This window comes from Ruegeria sp. K11 (assembly GCF_056531905.1).
In genome coordinates, this window is record NZ_JBQFMP010000011.1 from 1 (window position 1) to 16,469 (window position 16,469).

Sequence of the window (16,469 nt, forward strand, 5' to 3'; positions counted from 1 at the left end):
CTGCGGTCAGCGTGGTCTTGCCGTGGTCAACGTGGCCAATCGTACCGATGTTGACGTGCGGCTTATTACGCTCAAACTTTTCCTTTGCCATGATGGCCTCCTTTTTCGGTAATGAAGGGAGCGTGATACCCACGCTCCCTCAAATCTTCGCTTATGCGTATTTCGCCTGAATCTCGTCCGAGATGTTCTGCGGAACCGGATCGTAGTGGTCGAACTGCATGGTGAACTGGGCACGGCCCGACGACATCGAACGCAGGGTGTTGATGTAGCCGAACATGTTCGCCAGCGGAACGAACGCATCAATCGCAATTGCGTTGCCGCGCGGTTCCTGACCAGACACCTGGCCACGACGCGAGGTCAGGTCGCCGATGATACCGCCGGTATATTCTTCCGGGGTGATCACTTCGACCTTCATGATCGGTTCCAGCAGTTTCGCGCCCGCTTTGCGCATGCCTTCACGCATACACATACGAGCCGCGATTTCGAACGCCAGAACGCTCGAGTCAACGTCGTGGAACTTACCGTCCAGCAGGGCGACCTTGAAGTCGATCACGGGGAAGCCAGCCAGCGGGCCGCTGTCCATGACCGAGTTGATGCCTTTTTCAACGCCCGGAATGTATTCCTTCGGAACAGCACCACCAACGATGCGGCTTTCAAACGAATAACCTTCGGCAGGCTCTGTCGGCGAGATGACCATTTTGACTTCGGCGAACTGACCCGAACCACCCGACTGTTTCTTGTGGGTGTAGGTATGTTCAACTTCGTGACCAATGGTTTCGCGATAGGCCACCTGCGGCGCACCGATGTTTGCCTCAACCTTGAACTCGCGCTTCAGACGATCCACCAGGATGTCCAGGTGAAGTTCGCCCATGCCCTTCATGATGGTCTGACCCGATTCCAGATCAGTTTCCACGCGGAAAGACGGGTCTTCGGCGGCCAGACGGGCCAGACCCTGGGACATCTTTTCCTGGTCGCCCTTGGTTTTGGGCTCAACCGCGATCTCGATCACCGGATCGGGGAAGGTCATGGTTTCCAGAACCACCGGATCCTTCGCATCACACAGGGTGTCACCGGTGGTGGTGTCTTTCAGACCCGCCAGCGCGATGATGTCGCCTGCAAACGCTTCTTCGATCTCTTCCCGGTTGTTCGAGTGCATCATCATCATACGACCGATGCGCTCTTTCTTACCTTTGGTCGAGTTCAGGATCGAGTCACCCTTGTTCATGGTGCCCGAGTAGATCCGGGTAAAGGTCAGCGAGCCAACGAAGGGGTCGTTCATGATTTTGAACGCCAGACCCGAGAAGGCCATGTCGTCATCGGCACGACGTGCGATATCACGAACTTCTTCTTCGTCGCCGGGTTTGAAGCCCATGTAATCGACAACGTCCAGCGGGCTGGGCAGATAGTCGATCACAGCGTTGAGCAGCGGCTGAACGCCTTTGTTCTTGAACGCCGAGCCACCCAGAACCGGAACGAACGCGATGTCCAGAGTACCTTTGCGCAGCAGGGCGCGCAGGGTCGTAACGTCGGGCTCATTGCCTTCCAGGTATTCCATCATCGCGTCGTCGTCCATTTCGACGGCCGCTTCGATCATCTTGCCGCGCCATTCGTCAGCCATGTCTTTCAGGCTGTCGCGGATCGGTGCTTTGATCCAGCTTGCGCCCAGATCTTCGCCCTGCCACAGCCACTCTTCCATGGTGACAAGGTCGATCAAACCTTCCAGCTCGGATTCGGCGCCGATCGGAATACCAACCGGAACAGCGCGTGCGCCGGTGCGGTCTTCGATCATGCGAACGCAGTTGAAGAAGTCTGCGCCGATCTTGTCCATTTTGTTGACGAAAACCATACGCGGAACCTTGTAGCGGTCAGCCTGACGCCACACGGTTTCGGTCTGGGGCTCAACACCGGCGTTTGCGTCCAGAACGCAAACGGCACCGTCGAGAACCGCCAGCGAGCGTTCAACTTCGATGGTGAAGTCAACGTGGCCGGGGGTGTCGATGATGTTCAGGCGGTGCTTGGGGGTATCGGCGGTCTGACCGTCTTCGGTGCGTTCCCAGAAGGTGGTGGTCGCAGCCGAAGTGATGGTGATGCCGCGTTCCTGCTCCTGTTCCATCCAGTCCATGGTGGCTGCACCATCGTGCACCTCACCGATGTTGTGGGATTTACCAGTGTAATACAGGATACGCTCCGAGCAGGTGGTCTTACCTGCATCGATGTGCGCCATGATACCGAAGTTACGGTACAGTTCGAGCGGATATTCGCGTGCCATTTTTGATAAGCCTCTGAATTACCAACGGTAGTGGCTGAAGGCTTTGTTCGCCTCGGCCATCTTGTGGGTGTCTTCGCGCTTTTTCACAGCAGTACCGCGGGACTGAACGGCGTCCAGCAGCTCGCCTGCAAGGCGCTCTTCCATGGTGTTTTCGTTGCGGCCGCGCGCAGCAGTGATCAGCCAGCGGATGGCCAGTGCTTCGCGGCGCTCGGGGCGGACTTCGACCGGAACCTGATAGGTTGCACCACCAACCCGGCGCGAGCGAACCTCGACCGACGGTTTGATGTTGTCGAGCGCTTCGTGGAACACTTCGACAGGAGCGCGCTTGATCTTGGTCTCAACGCGGTCAAACGCGTTGTAAACGATGCGCTCTGCGACCGACTTTTTGCCGTCGATCATCAGGTTGTTCATGAATTTGGTCAGAACCTTGTCGCCAAATTTGGCGTCAGGCAGGACTTCGCGTTTTTCGGCGGCGTGACGACGGGACATATCAGCCTCTCCTTCTTACTTGGGACGCTTCGCGCCGTATTTCGAACGGCGTTGCTTACGGTCTTTGACGCCCTGAGTATCCAGAACACCGCGCAGGATGTGGTAACGCACACCTGGAAGGTCTTTTACACGGCCGCCACGGATCAGAACAACCGAGTGTTCCTGCAGGTTGTGGCTTTCACCGGGGATGTAAGAGATGACCTCGAACCCGTTGGTCAGGCGCACCTTGGCAACCTTACGCATAGCCGAGTTCGGCTTTTTCGGTGTGGTTGTATATACACGTGTGCAGACGCCGCGTTTCTGCGGGCACTGCTCCAGGTGCATGGACTTCGAGCGTTTTACTTTGGGCTGCCGCGGTTTGCGGATCAGCTGTTGAATAGTTGGCATTCCGGTTTCTTCCCCGTTTTGCAACACACATGACATGCACGCGGGTTGCGTGCGGTTAAATTCGCTGCACTCATGCGTCCACAAGCGCAAAACCCGCGAGCGTTCCCATTCCGAGGTGAACGTCGCGGTTTGTTATCAGAGGGCGCGAACGACAAAACTGTCCGGGCCTTGACCAGTTCATTACTGAAATCGGTTATGGGGCGGCCCCCGGTACCGAGATGTCGCGCGTATTAAGCGGAGTCGGCGCCGGTGTCAACAGCGCTCGGGTCTTGATACCCTTCAGGCCGGATAGCGCTGATTTATCAGCGTATCTGATGCTGTTCCACCCCTCTAGCCCGGTTGCAGGCCGGAAAGCGCATATGCATAGTTTGGCCAAGCCAATTCTGACGGGTGAATCATGCAAGTTATCGGCCTGTGCCGCTTTTCCTTCCCTGCGCTGGGGGATTTTCAGATTGAACACGACACCGTCGAAGCCCGCCGCCGCCATCTTTATAGCCCCGCACGATTGGAAGAGCGGTTTCGCCTTTTCGAATCCACGACATTGCCCAGCTTCCACGCGCAAACGGATGAGGATTTCGAGCTTCTGATCGTTGTCGGCACCTGTCTGCCAAATGCTGCGCTCGAGCGGCTCAATGATCTGACCGCAAATATCAGCCAGGCCCGGATCATCCGGAAACCGGTTGATCCAACCCTGAAACATCGACAGATCATGAAGCGCATTCTGCACGAAGCGCGTGCATGTCCCGATCGACCATGCCTTCAGTTCCGCCATGACGATGACGATGCCGTTTCCGTGGACTTCATCAAGCATTTGCGAGCAGCGGCATCCGATGGTCAGGCGCTGCTGAACCAAAGGCAGGCCATCGGGATCGATTTCAACAACGGCTATCTGGCCAGTTTCGGCCCCGAGGGGATCAAGGCAGCGCAGGTTTACAAATCACTGTTGGGCGTGGGGCTGGGGATGTGCATTGCAGGTGGATCCACCCACACGATTATCAGCTTCTCTCATAACCGGATCGGGCGTTTCATGCCGGTGATCAGTTACCCCGATGTTCCTATGTGGGTGCGATCGTTAAACCGGTTCAACGATTCCCGCAGGGCAGAGAAGCAAAAGGCGCAGCTGGCCCCCTTGACCCCGGAGATGCAGAAAGACTTCTCGGCACGTTTCGCCATCGACGCCGCGCATGTTCGTCAGGTTCATACCGCCGCTTGACGTGCGCGTTCGCGGAACAGGGTAAACAACCCTGCGCCGACGACCAAACCGGCCCCCAGCAGCGTGATCGCATCGGGCCAGTCACCAAACACAACCCAGCCCAGCCCCAGCGCCCATAGCAGGCTGGAGTACCGGAACGGAGCGACAAAACCAACTTCTCCCACGCGCATGACCATGACGCTGAACAAGTAGCCCATCAGGACAAATACGGCAGCTCCGGCGACCATCGCACCCGAGGTGACCGGCACGACAACCCACCCCTGAAATACCGAAGCAACGAACGCAGCCAACGAAATCGAAAGTGATGTCGCCAAGGTCACCACCATCGACGGAACATCCGCCGACATACGCCGCGTGATCAGATCGCGAGCCGTGACCGCGACGACCGCAATCAGGACATAGATGGCATAAACGCTGAACCCGTCGGCGCCGGGACGCACAATCAGCAGCATCCCGGAGAACCCCATCGCAATTGCCGCAATGCGCCGCCAACCGATAGATTCTCCAAAAAACAATGCCGCGCCCAGGGTCACTGTCAGGGGCAAGGCCTGCAAAACCGCCGTCACATTGGCAAGCGGCATGTGCATCAGAGCGGTGAGAAAAAAGAACGTGGCTGCCAGCTCGGTGACACAGCGAAATGCCACCAACCACTTGTCATGACGCGGGAAGTTAAGATGCAAACTCCCCAGATGCCTGGCCAGCAAGAACACCAGCACAGACGCAAGCGCGCCACGCATTGCAACAAGCTGAAACAGCGGGATTTCCTGCCCGACCAGTTTGACCAGCGTATCGTTGACGGTAAACGCAGCCATGCTGCCCATCATCAGCAGGGCGCCCTTTAAATTCGGGGTCATCCAAAGACTTCCAAAGCTTCCAAATAAAAAACATAGGCAAGATCACGTCCGTTCTTGTCAAGACACCGAGCTCACAAGGCCTCACCGATCAGCGAAAGAACAAAGCACGCAGAAACAGACAAGTCGTGTATACTGATCGTGTTCGAACCGGTACCTGTTGATGCGAAACGCTCGTCTGTTTGAAATCGGAGTAATCTTTGTCGGCGTTCTCATTCTGACGCTTTCGATTATCTCGGCCGTTCTCTACTCGGTTTTGCTCGGAGCGCTGCTGTGTATCCTGCTGACCGCTGCTTTTGTCTGGTATATCTATAATCACGACGCTTGGATCGTCAGTCGTCTTTCCTCGGACGAGGATCCGCTTATCCTGAATCTGTGCATGACAGGATTTGTTGGTCGGGTCCGGGCGATTACACGATTTCTGCCCTCTTCGCCGCGTTGCAGATTTTGCCTCGTGCCGTTTGAAGGTTTGGGAAAAGTCCTGGGCATCAGGCCTTCTTCCAAAAACCCGAACTTTTGCCAAAGCTGCTTCACAGCTTTGCCTGCCGTTACCATCAATCTTGAGGTCGGAATTCTATTCGCCGATCTTCGGGGCTTTACGGCGTGGTCTGAATCTCATGCGCCCGATGAGGTGGCGCGCGTGTTGACCCAGTTCTATGAGGTCGCGACACAAGAAATCACCCGCGATGACGCGATTGTGGAATATATCGGCGATCAGATTATGGCGATCTACCCTGTGCCATTGCCCTCACTGAGCGAACATACGGCAGACAAGATGCTGGCGGCCGCAAAAAGGCTGGTGACGGGCTTGGACAACGGCAATCTCCCGCTTGATGTCGGCGTCGGCATGACTTTGGGAACTGCAAACGTGGGATCAATTCGGACCGGCGCAGCCAAAGATTTCACGGCAGTCGGCGATACGGTCAACATAGCCGCGCGTTTTCAGGCAGAAGCTGGATCGCGAGAACTGGTTTATTCCGAAGCTTTCCATGAACACCTGAACAACAAGCCTGAAATAGCCGAACAACGCACGCTTAACCTCAAGGGCAAGGCGGATCCGGTTAAAGCCCATGTTCTGCGGGTGTGAATGAAGCCCGTCACCTTCTAGTCCAATGCGACCACTATTGAGCATCGGAGGCCAACAAAAAAAGGCCCCTGCAATCCTGCAGGAGCCTTCTCTACTTTTCGGTTTTCACGAGTTACTCGCGGCTTTCCGGCGTTTCCACCAGAACGTCCAGCTCATCACCGACCATATCGTCGTCGAACGTCGGAGCGGCCAGAGCAGCGGCCGCTTCGGCCTCTTCCCTGCGCGCCTCAATGACGACATTGTCGCGCGACTGGGCAACCTGACGCACGGCCTGGGTCGCTCCACCGGTACCGGCGGGGATCAGGCGGCCGACGATGACGTTCTCTTTCAGGCCAACCAGTTTGTCTTTCTTGCCCTGAACCGAAGCTTCGGTCAGAACGCGGGTGGTTTCCTGGAACGACGCCGCCGAGATGAACGAGCGCGTCTGCAGCGAGGCTTTGGTGATCCCCAACAGGATCGGCTCGCCCTGAGCCGGACGACCGCCGCGCGAGATGGTCTTCTCGTTGGCCGCGTCGAACTCCTGCTTGTCGACATGCTCGCCTTTCAGCAGGGTGGTGTCGCCTGAATCCAGGATCTCCCACTTCTGCAGCATCTGGCGCACGATGACCTCGATGTGCTTGTCGTTGATCTTCACGCCCTGCAGACGATAAACGTCCTGCACCTCGTCGATCATGTAATCCGCCAGCGCTTCGACACCCATGATCGACAGGATGTCATGCGGGGCAGGGTTACCGTCCATCAGGTATTCACCCTTCTGGATGAAGTCCCCTTCGGCGACCGGGATGTGCTTGCCCTTGGGCACCATGTATTCGATGGTCTCCATGGACTCGTCCGCCGGTTCGATGCTGATGCGGCGCTTGTTCTTGTAGTCGCGGCCAAAGCGCACGTAACCATCGGCTTCTGCGATGATCGCGTGATCTTTCGGACGACGGGCTTCGAACAGTTCGGCCACACGCGGCAGACCACCGGTGATGTCTTTGGTCTTGGCGCCTTCACGCGGGATACGCGCGACAACGTCACCGGCTTCGATTTGCTGGCCATCTTCGACCGACAGGATCGCATCCACCGACATCGGATAGTGAACCGGGTTGCCCGCGTCATTGCGGACCGGCTCGCCATCTTCACCGACCAGAATGATCTCGGGCTTGAGGTCGCTGCCTTTGGGGGCGGCGCGCCAGTCGATCACGATCTTCTGGGTCATACCGGTTGCATCATCGGTCTCATCCCGGACAGCGAGGCCCGAAACAAGGTCAACGTATTTCGCAGTACCGGCTTTCTCGGCGATGATCGGCAGGGTGTAGGGATCCCATTCGAACAGCTTGTCGCCACGGGCCACTTTGGTGCCGTCCTTGACAAACAGCTTGGAGCCGTAACCCAGCTTGTGGCTGGCACGCTCTTCGCCGTGCTCGTCGCTGATCACCAGCTTCATGTTCCGGCCCATGACCAGGCTTTCGCCTGCGGCATTGACCAGAATCTGCGGGTTCTCGAAGGAAACAACACCTTCCTGGCTGGCTTCCTGGAACGACTGCTGACCACCTTGAGCAACACCACCGATGTGGAAGGTTCGCATTGTCAGCTGTGTACCGGGTTCACCAATGGACTGGGCGGCGATGATGCCGACAGCCTCACCCGTGTTGACCATGGTACCGCGGGCCAGGTCACGACCGTAGCAGGTTGCACAGACGCCTTCCTCGGACTCACAGGTCAGAGGCGAGCGGATGCGCATCGAGGCAACACCGGCCTCATCAATGGTGTCGGCCATGCGCTCGTCAATCAACTGACCAGCAGCGACCAGAACCTCATCCGTGCCGGGACGCAGAACGTCGTCGGCAGAGACACGGCCCAGCACACGTTCGGCCAGCGAGGCGACAACCTCACCATCGTTCACAGCTGCTTCGGCGGTGATCGCACGCTCGGTGCCACAGTCGATCTCACGAACGATGCAGTCCTGCGCCACGTCCACCAGACGACGGGTCAGGTAACCCGAGTTCGCCGTCTTCAGAGCGGTATCCGACAGACCCTTACGGGCACCGTGGGTCGAGTTGAAGTACTCGAGAACGGTCAGACCTTCTTTAAAGTTCGAGATGATCGGCGTCTCGATGATGTCACCGTTCGGCTTGGCCATCAGGCCGCGCATACCGCCCAGCTGTTTCATCTGAGTGACCGAGCCACGCGCACCCGAGTGGGCCATCATGTAGACCGAGTTTGGTTCCTGCTCGGACCCGTCCTCTGCCCGATCCGACGACGAGATCGTGCTCATCATCGCCTCGGTGACGCGGTCGTTACACTTCGACCAGGCATCGACAACTTTGTTGTACTTTTCGCCCTGAGTGATCAGGCCGTCCATGTACTGCTGTTCAAAGTCCTTCACCTGACCGCGGGTGTCATCGACGATGCCCCACTTGTCGTCGGGGATCACCATGTCGTCCTTACCGAACGAGATGCCCGCCTTGAACGCTTCTTTGAAGCCCATCGACATGATCTGGTCACAGAAGATGACCGACTCTTTCTGACCGCAATAGCGGTAGACAGTGTCGATCACCTGCTGCACTTCTTTCTTCCGTAGCAGGCGGTTGACCAGTTCGAACGGCGCTTTGTTGTTCATCGGCAGCAACGCACCCAGACGCAGACGGCCCGGAGTGGTTTCATAGCGCTTCTGAACTTCGTTGCCTTCGTCGTCGATCTGCGTGATCCGCGCGGTGATCTTGGTGTGCAGATGCACCTCACCGGCGTCCAGCGCGTGCTGAACTTCTTCGATCGAGCCAAACACCTTGCCTTCGCCCGGCATGCCTTCGCGTTCCAGGGTCACATAGTACAGACCCAGGATCATATCCTGCGACGGGACAATAATGGGCGCGCCGTTTGCAGGCGACAGAACGTTGTTCGTCGACATCATCAGAACACGGGCTTCCAGCTGGGCCTCAAGGCTCAGCGGGACGTGAACGGCCATCTGGTCGCCGTCGAAGTCTGCGTTAAAGGCCGAACAGACCAGCGGGTGCAGCTGGATGGCTTTACCTTCGATCAGGACCGGCTCGAACGCCTGAATGCCAAGTCGGTGCAGCGTGGGCGCACGGTTCAGCATGACAGGGTGTTCGCGGATCACCTCATCGAGGATATCCCACACTTCGGGACGCTCTTTCTCGACCAGTTTCTTCGCCTGTTTAACAGTCGAAGACAGACCCTTGGCTTCAAGGCGCGAGTAGATGAACGGCTTGAACAGCTCCAGCGCCATTTTTTTGGGCAGACCACACTGGTGCAGCTTAAGCTCCGGACCGGTCACAATGACCGAACGGCCCGAGAAGTCGACGCGCTTACCCAAAAGGTTCTGACGGAAGCGACCCTGCTTACCTTTCAGCATGTCCGACAGCGATTTCAGCGGACGCTTGTTGGCACCGGTGATCACGCGGCCACGACGGCCGTTGTCGAACAGAGCGTCAACAGATTCCTGCAGCATCCGCTTTTCGTTGCGGACGATGATGTCAGGCGCGCGCAGTTCGATCAGACGCTTCAGACGGTTGTTCCGGTTGATGACGCGGCGATACAGATCATTCAGATCCGAAGTCGCAAAACGGCCACCATCCAGCGGAACCAGCGGACGCAGTTCCGGCGGAATGACCGGGATCACGGTCATCACCATCCATTCGGGCCGGTTGCCTGACTCGAGGAAGGATTCAACAACTTTCAGACGCTTGATGATCTTCTTGGGCTTCAGTTCACCAGTCGCTTCGGCCAGATCAGCGCGCAGCTGCTCGGCTTCGGCTTCCAGATCAATCTGGGCCAGCATCTCACGGATGGCTTCCGCACCAATATTCGCGGTGAACGCGTCCATGCCATAGGCATCTTGCGCGTCCATGTACTCTTCTTCGGTCAGCATCTGGCCATAGGTCAGGTCGGTCAGACCGGGCTCGATGACAACGTAGTTTTCAAAGTACAGAACGCGTTCCAGATCGCGCAGCGTCATGTCCAGCATCAGACCGATGCGGGACGGCAGCGATTTCAGGAACCAGATGTGGGCTACGGGCGCTGCCAGTTCGATGTGGCCCATACGCTCGCGGCGGACTTTCTGCAGGGTGACTTCAACACCGCATTTCTCGCAGACAACGCCGCGATACTTCATCCGCTTATATTTGCCGCACAGACACTCGTAGTCTTTGATCGGGCCAAAGATACGCGCGCAGAACAGACCGTCACGCTCGGGCTTGAACGTCCGGTAGTTGATGGTTTCGGGTTTCTTGATCTCGCCATAGGACCAAGACAGAATCCGCTCGGGCGACGCCAGCGAGACCTTGATCTCGTCGAAAACCTTCGGCGGCGTCAGCGGGTTGAACGGGTTGTTGGTGATTTCCTGGTTCATGTTTTATCCAAGTGCTTGAGGGCAGTTGAAGCCCCAGGTTGTGATAGTTCCCCAAGAGTTATTTCCGTCCCAATGCAGCGTTGAAAGCGAGACAAGGCCAACATCTGTTTCAGTTAACACACTGTCTGAACCGCAAAAGTCCGAAATAGCTTCGATCAGAGGTTTTTCCTTGGCATCGCCGGTACTTCCACCGAAGGAAAAACTGGTCTGGACCTGATGAGTGACGCTTGGGTTATCGTGCCCAGCAATCCACCCATCCTGATCGGGGCGAAATTCATACGACTCTCCGTCAAACGACTGTGGCTTACCGCAAGAAACTACGGACAAGCACACAGCCGACATGACGGCGATCGTTTTCACTCATCCACCTCCGCATCCAGGAGTTCCATATTCAGGCCGAGGCCACGGACTTCTTTCACCAGAACGTTGAACGATTCCGGTACGCCCGCTTCAAAGTTATCCTCGCCCTTGACGATCGACTCGTACACTTTGGTCCGGCCGGCGACGTCATCCGATTTCACGGTCAACATCTCCTGCAGGGTGTAGGCGGCGCCGTAAGCTTCCAGAGCCCAGACCTCCATCTCACCAAAGCGCTGACCACCGAACTGCGCCTTACCACCCAGCGGCTGCTGGGTAACCAGGCTGTACGGCCCGGTCGAACGCGCGTGGATTTTGTCGTCCACAAGGTGGTGCAGTTTCAGCAGGTACTTGATGCCAACGGTCACCGGACGCGCGAATTGCTCACCGGTGCGACCGTCGAACAGAACCGACTGACCGCTTTCCGAGAAGCCTGCACGCACCAGCGCGTCGTTGACGTCAGCCTCTTTGGCACCGTCGAAGACCGGGGTTGCGATCGGAACACCACGAGTCACGTTGCCCGCAGCCTCGATCAGGCCATCCTCGTCCAGACCAGTGATGCCTTCTTCGTAGACATTCTCGCCATAGGCCAGTTTCATCGCTTCGCGCACCGGGGTCAGATCGCCAGACCGACGGTATTCACCCAGAGCCTCATCGATGTTCAGACCCAGACCACGTGCGGCCCAACCCATGTGGGTTTCAAGGATCTGGCCAACGTTCATACGCGACGGCACGCCCAGCGGGTTCAGACAGAAGTCGACCGGTGTACCATCGGCCAGGAACGGCATGTCTTCCATCGGAACAACCTTGGAGATCACACCTTTGTTCCCGTGACGACCGGCCATCTTGTCGCCCGGCTGCAGCTTGCGCTTCACGGCGATGAAGACTTTGACCATCTTCATCACACCCGGCGGCAGGTCGTCGCCACGACGGACTTTCTCGACCTTGTCTTCGAAACGGGCGTCCAGAGCACGCTTTTGCACTTCGTATTGCTCGTTCAGAGCCTCAACGATCTGTGCGTCCTGCTCACCTTCCAGTGCCAGCTGCCACCACTGACCACGGGTCAGGGTTTCCAGCAGTTCCTCGGTGATCACCGACCCTGCCTTGACGCCTTTCGGGCCTTTGACAGCGGTTTTACCCAGGATCAGGCCCTGCAAACGCGCATAGATGTTGCGGTCCAGGATCGCCAGCTCGTCGTCCCGGTCACGGGCCAGACGTTCGACTTCCTCACGCTCGATCTGCAACGCACGCTCGTCTTTCTCGACGCCGTGACGGTTGAAGACGCGAACCTCAACGACCGTACCGTAATCGCCCGGCTTCACGCGCAGCGAAGTGTCGCGCACGTCAGATGCTTTTTCGCCAAAGATGGCGCGCAGCAGCTTTTCTTCCGGGGTCATCGGGCTTTCGCCCTTCGGAGTGATCTTGCCGACCAGAATATCGCCCGGCTCAACATCTGCGCCGATGTAAACGATGCCCGCCTCGTCGAGGTTGCGCAGCGCTTCTTCACCGACGTTCGGGATGTCGCGGGTGATCTCTTCCGGGCCCAGCTTCGTGTCACGGGCGGCGACTTCGAATTCCTCGATATGGACCGAGGTAAAGACGTCGTCACGCGCGATACGTTCCGAGATCAGGATCGAGTCTTCGTAGTTGTAACCGTTCCACGGCATGAACGCGACGACCACGTTCTTACCAAGGGCCAGTTCACCCATATCGGTCGACGGACCATCGGCAATGACCTCGCCCTTCTGGACAGTATCACCCACCTTGATCAGCGGACGCTGGTTGATGCAGGTGTTCTGGTTAGACCGCTGGAATTTGCGCAGACGATAGATGTCAACGCCAGCATCGCCCAGTTCCAGATCTTCGGTGGCGCGGATAACGATACGCTGGGCATCGACCTGGTCGATGATACCGGCGCGTTTCGCCTGGATCGCAGCGCCTGAGTCGATCGCAACCTTTTCCTCGATCCCGGTGCCGACCAGCGGCGCTTCGGCGCGCAGCAGCGGAACCGCCTGACGTTGCATGTTCGAGCCCATCAGAGCGCGGTTGGCGTCGTCATTTTCAAGGAACGGGATCAGCGATGCAGCGACCGAGACCAGCTGTTTCGGCGATACGTCGATCAGGTCCACATTCTCGCGCGGGGCAAGCGTGTAGTCACCGGCCTGACGGGTCGACACCAGATCGTTGATGAACTTGCCATCCGCATCCAGCGTCGCGTTCGCCTGCGCCACGGTGTGACGCATTTCCTCGGTCGCGGACATGTAGTGAACCTCATCGGTCACCTCGGCGTCTTTAACGACGCGGTAGGGTGTTTCGATGAAGCCATACTTGTTCACGCGGGCAAAGGTGGCCAGCGAGTTGATCAGACCGATGTTCGGACCTTCCGGCGTTTCAATCGGGCACATCCGGCCATAGTGGGTCGGGTGTACGTCGCGCACCTCAAAGCCCGCACGCTCACGTGTCAGACCACCGGGGCCAAGCGCCGAGAGGCGGCGTTTGTGGGTGACTTCCGACAGCGGGTTGGTCTGGTCCATGAACTGCGACAGCTGCGACGAGCCGAAGAATTCACGAACAGCAGCCGCAGCCGGTTTCGCGTTGATCAGATCCTGCGGCATGACGGTGTCGATCTCGACCGACGACATACGCTCTTTGATCGCGCGCTCCATGCGCAGCAGGCCAACGCGGTACTGGTTTTCCATCAGTTCGCCGACCGAACGCACACGACGGTTGCCGAGGTGGTCGATATCGTCCACGTCGCCTTTGCCGTCACGCAGTTCCACCAGCGCCTTGATGCAGGCCACGATGTCTTCGCGGCGCAGGGTGCGCAGGGTATCCGGCGCGTCCAGAGCCAGACGCATGTTCATCTTCACGCGGCCAACGGCGGACAGGTCATAACGCTCGCTGTCGAAGAACAGCGTATCGAACAGGGCCGAGGCCGCTTCGACGGTGGGCGGCTCGCCCGGACGCATGACGCGGTAGATGTCCATCAGCGCGCTTTCACGGTTCAGGTTCTTGTCCTGAGCCATGGTGTTGCGCATGTAGGGGCCAACGTTGACGTTGTCGATGTCCAGAACCGGGATGTCGGTGATGCCCGCATCCATCAGGTCCTTGACGGTGCCACCGATCAGGTCGCCGTCTTTGTCATACTCAAGGGTCAGCTCATCGCCGGCTTCGACATAGATCGCGCCGTTTTCCTCGTTGATGATGTCCTTGGCGACGTATTTGCCGACGATGTTATCGAAGGGCACCAGCAGGTCGGTGACAGCACCTTCGTCGATCAGCTTCTTGACCGCGCGCGGGGTGACTTTCTTGCCCGCTTCGGCAATCACTTCACCGGATTTCGCGTCAATCAGATCGTAAGTCGGACGGGTGCCGCGCACACGCTCGGGGAAGAAGGGCGTGACCCAGCCTTTCTTCTTGTCCAGCTTGTAGGACACGGTGTTGTAATACGCGTCCATGATCGCTTCCTGATCCAGACCCAGCGCGTACAGCAGGGTCGTTACAGGAAGTTTCCGGCGACGGTCGATACGGGCAAAGACGATGTCCTTGGCGTCGAACTCAAAGTCCAGCCAGCTGCCGCGATACGGGATGATGCGGCAGGCAAACAGCAGTTTGCCCGAGGAATGGGTTTTGCCTTTGTCGTGGTCAAAGAACACACCGGGCGAGCGGTGCATCTGGCTGACGATCACGCGCTCGGTGCCGTTCACGATGAAGGTACCATTCGGTGTCATCAGGGGCATGTCGCCCATGAACACGTCCTGTTCTTTGATGTCCTTGACCGATTTCGCGCCGGTGTCCTCATCGACATCAAACACGATCAGACGCAGAGTGACCTTGAGCGGCGCACTGTAGGTCATGTCGCGCTGCATACACTCTTCGACGTCGTATTTGGGTTTTTCCAGATCGTATTTCACGAACTCCAGAACAGAGGTTTCGTTGAAATCCTTGATCGGGAAAACCGACTGGAACACGCCTTTGATGCCTTCGCCGTCTGTGGGCTGTTCTGCATCGCCGGAGCGCAGGAAAAGATCATAAGAAGATTTCTGGACCTCAATGAGGTTCGGCATTTCCAAAACTTCGCGGATTTTGCCGTAATATTTACGAAGACGTTTCTGGCCAAGGAACGTTTGAGCCATGTCAGATGTCACCTTTCGATGTTCTCAGCGGGCAAAGACACCGTCGGGCCCCGGCATCTTGCACAATCGAGACAACACGTCCGGATCAATTCGTGGCCACCGTCCCGAAGGCGGCCTCCCGATCCGAAAACCGTGTCTTAGAAAACGCCCCTGAAAATGAGGCCCTTTCTAAGACAGGTTCGGCTGGACCCGGATTTCTCCGGACCCAGCCAAATTTTCCGGCACATCAGCGATGCACCTGTCGGTTGGCTTAGGCCAGCTCGACTTCGGCGCCAGCTGCTTCCAGCTTGCCTTTGACTTCTTCGGCTTCGTCTTTCGACACGCCTTCTTTGATCTTGCCGCCAGCTTCGACCAGTTCTTTGGCTTCTTTCAGGCCCAGACCGGTGATGCCGCGAACTTCTTTGATCACGTTGATTTTCGAAGCGCCGGCGTTCTTCAGAACGACGTCGAATTCGGTTTTTTCTTCCTCAGCTGCGCCACCGGCGTCGCCACCGGCTGCAACCATTACGGCGCCGCCAGCTGCGGGCTCGATGCCGTATTCGTCTTTGAGGATGGTTTTCAGTTCTTGTGCTTCCAGCAGGGTCAGACCCACGATGCTTTCTGCGAGTGCTTTCAGATCAGCCATTTTATCAGCTCTTTCCGTTTACAGTGTGTGTTCCAACGTCAGGGGCAATTCCCTACGCAGATCATTCAGTGCCAACCGCTTACGCAGCTTCCGCCTTCTCTTCGATGGTGGAAAGGATGCTTGCGATATTGCTTGCAGGTGCGCCAATCGCGCCGGCGATGTTCGAAGCAGGTGCGCCAATGCAGCCCACGATCGAAGCAATAAGCTCCTCGCGAGACGGCATTTTCGAAACTGTTTCGACGCCTTTGCGGTCCAGAGCGTTCTCGCCCATTGCACCGCCAAGGATTTCGAACTTTTTGTTCTCCTTGGCGAAGTCCTCGGCCACCTTGGCTGCTGCCACGGGGTCCTCGGAATAGGTCAGAACGGTCATCCCTGTCAGCAGGTCGGCCATGCTTTCACACGGCTTACCCTCAAGGGCGATTTTGGCGAGCCTGTTCTTGGCAACACGCACGGCACCACCCGCGTCACGAGCACGTGCGCGAAGGTCCTGCATCTCGGCAACTGTCAGACCGGCGTAGTGAGCAACCACTACGACGCCAGAGCTTTCGAAGATTTGGCCGAGTTCCTCGACCACTTTCTCTTTCTGGGCTCTATCCACAGTTCTCTCCAAGTTAGGGGCGAAATCTCACCCCGGCTCATATTTGCCGAGGGGTTAACCCCGGCGTTCAGGTCCGTTGTTACGGGATTGGCCAAAATGCGCC

12 protein-coding genes are annotated in these 16,469 nt (G+C 57.6%); 2 read left to right on the plus strand and 10 right to left on the minus strand.

Annotated elements, in window-relative coordinates; translation table 11 throughout:
* From ACR0K4_RS17045 to rpsL, 4 genes are all read right to left on the minus strand, one after another.
* Positions 1 to 91: GTP-binding protein (locus ACR0K4_RS17045; protein WP_036223564.1), on the minus strand; the 91-nt coding region annotated here is incomplete at its 3' end.
* A gap of 60 nt (positions 92 to 151) precedes the next feature.
* On the minus strand, positions 152 to 2,269 hold the full coding sequence (gene fusA / locus ACR0K4_RS17050; RefSeq protein ID WP_480854938.1) for an elongation factor G: 2,118 nt from the start codon (positions 2,267 to 2,269) through the stop codon (positions 152 to 154).
* Positions 2,270 to 2,287: 18 nt separating this feature from the next.
* Positions 2,288 to 2,758 (minus strand): 30S ribosomal protein S7, encoded by a 471-nt coding sequence (gene rpsG, locus ACR0K4_RS17055; RefSeq protein WP_170446863.1) that lies wholly within the window; start codon positions 2,756 to 2,758, stop codon positions 2,288 to 2,290.
* A 15-nt stretch (positions 2,759 to 2,773) separates the two neighbouring features.
* The gene (rpsL, locus tag ACR0K4_RS17060; protein ID WP_005621086.1) at positions 2,774 to 3,145 is read right to left on the minus strand and encodes a 30S ribosomal protein S12; all 372 of its coding nucleotides are present in this window, start codon (positions 3,143 to 3,145) and stop codon (positions 2,774 to 2,776) included.
* A 397-nt stretch (positions 3,146 to 3,542) separates the two neighbouring features.
* Here rpsL and ACR0K4_RS17065 point away from each other — a divergent pair, with 397 nt between their 5' ends.
* Complete coding sequence (locus ACR0K4_RS17065) at positions 3,543 to 4,358, plus strand: putative rhamnosyl transferase (RefSeq protein WP_480854939.1); 816 nt, start codon at positions 3,543 to 3,545, stop codon at positions 4,356 to 4,358.
* Here ACR0K4_RS17065 and ACR0K4_RS17070 read toward each other — a convergent pair.
* Positions 4,343 to 5,212: a DMT family transporter gene (locus ACR0K4_RS17070; protein WP_480854940.1), complete on the minus strand. Its 870-nt coding sequence runs from the start codon at positions 5,210 to 5,212 to the stop codon at positions 4,343 to 4,345. The two genes, ACR0K4_RS17065 and ACR0K4_RS17070, sit on opposite strands and share 16 nt — an antisense overlap.
* A 160-nt stretch (positions 5,213 to 5,372) precedes the next feature.
* Here ACR0K4_RS17070 and ACR0K4_RS17075 point away from each other — a divergent pair, with 160 nt between their 5' ends.
* Positions 5,373 to 6,296 (plus strand): adenylate/guanylate cyclase domain-containing protein, encoded by a 924-nt coding sequence (locus ACR0K4_RS17075; RefSeq protein ID WP_480854941.1) that lies wholly within the window; start codon positions 5,373 to 5,375, stop codon positions 6,294 to 6,296.
* Between the two features lie 112 nt (positions 6,297 to 6,408).
* Here ACR0K4_RS17075 and rpoC read toward each other — a convergent pair whose 3' ends face one another.
* The 5 genes from rpoC to rplJ form a co-directional block, all read right to left on the minus strand.
* Positions 6,409 to 10,650, minus strand: a complete 4,242-nt coding sequence (gene rpoC / locus ACR0K4_RS17080) for a DNA-directed RNA polymerase subunit beta' (RefSeq protein WP_480521772.1) — start codon at positions 10,648 to 10,650, stop codon at positions 6,409 to 6,411.
* A 3-nt stretch (positions 10,651 to 10,653) separates the two neighbouring features.
* A complete protein-coding gene (locus ACR0K4_RS17085; protein ID WP_480854942.1) occupies positions 10,654 to 11,010 on the minus strand; it encodes a hypothetical protein in 357 nt (118 codons plus the stop codon).
* Positions 11,007 to 15,143, minus strand: a complete 4,137-nt coding sequence (gene rpoB, locus ACR0K4_RS17090; RefSeq protein WP_480854943.1) for a DNA-directed RNA polymerase subunit beta — start codon at positions 15,141 to 15,143, stop codon at positions 11,007 to 11,009. Before rpoB ends, ACR0K4_RS17085 begins: the two co-directional genes overlap by 4 nt.
* Before the next feature lie 250 nt (positions 15,144 to 15,393).
* Entirely contained in the window at positions 15,394 to 15,768 is a 375-nt protein-coding gene (gene rplL / locus ACR0K4_RS17095) for a 50S ribosomal protein L7/L12 (RefSeq protein WP_010441182.1), read from the minus strand.
* A gap of 79 nt (positions 15,769 to 15,847) precedes the next feature.
* A complete protein-coding gene (gene rplJ / locus ACR0K4_RS17100) occupies positions 15,848 to 16,366 on the minus strand; it encodes a 50S ribosomal protein L10 (RefSeq protein WP_209252870.1) in 519 nt (172 codons plus the stop codon).
* Between the last annotated feature and the right edge of the window lie 103 nt (positions 16,367 to 16,469).

Bases quoted from the DNA above. Each gene is read 5' to 3' on its own strand.
- fusA (WP_480854938.1), bottom strand. From the start codon at position 2,269: ATGGCACGCGAATATCCGCTCGAACTGTACCGTAACTTCGGTATCATG.
- rpsG (WP_170446863.1), bottom strand. From the start codon at position 2,758: ATGTCCCGTCGTCACGCCGCCGAAAAACGCGAAGTCCTGCCTGACGCC.
- rpsL (WP_005621086.1), bottom strand. From the start codon at position 3,145: ATGCCAACTATTCAACAGCTGATCCGCAAACCGCGGCAGCCCAAAGTA.
- ACR0K4_RS17065 (WP_480854939.1), top strand. From the start codon at position 3,543: ATGCAAGTTATCGGCCTGTGCCGCTTTTCCTTCCCTGCGCTGGGGGAT.
- ACR0K4_RS17070 (WP_480854940.1), bottom strand. From the start codon at position 5,212: ATGACCCCGAATTTAAAGGGCGCCCTGCTGATGATGGGCAGCATGGCT.
- ACR0K4_RS17075 (WP_480854941.1), top strand. From the start codon at position 5,373: ATGCGAAACGCTCGTCTGTTTGAAATCGGAGTAATCTTTGTCGGCGTT.
- rpoC (WP_480521772.1), bottom strand. From the start codon at position 10,650: ATGAACCAGGAAATCACCAACAACCCGTTCAACCCGCTGACGCCGCCG.
- rpoB (WP_480854943.1), bottom strand. From the start codon at position 15,143: ATGGCTCAAACGTTCCTTGGCCAGAAACGTCTTCGTAAATATTACGGC.
- rplL (WP_010441182.1), bottom strand. From the start codon at position 15,768: ATGGCTGATCTGAAAGCACTCGCAGAAAGCATCGTGGGTCTGACCCTG.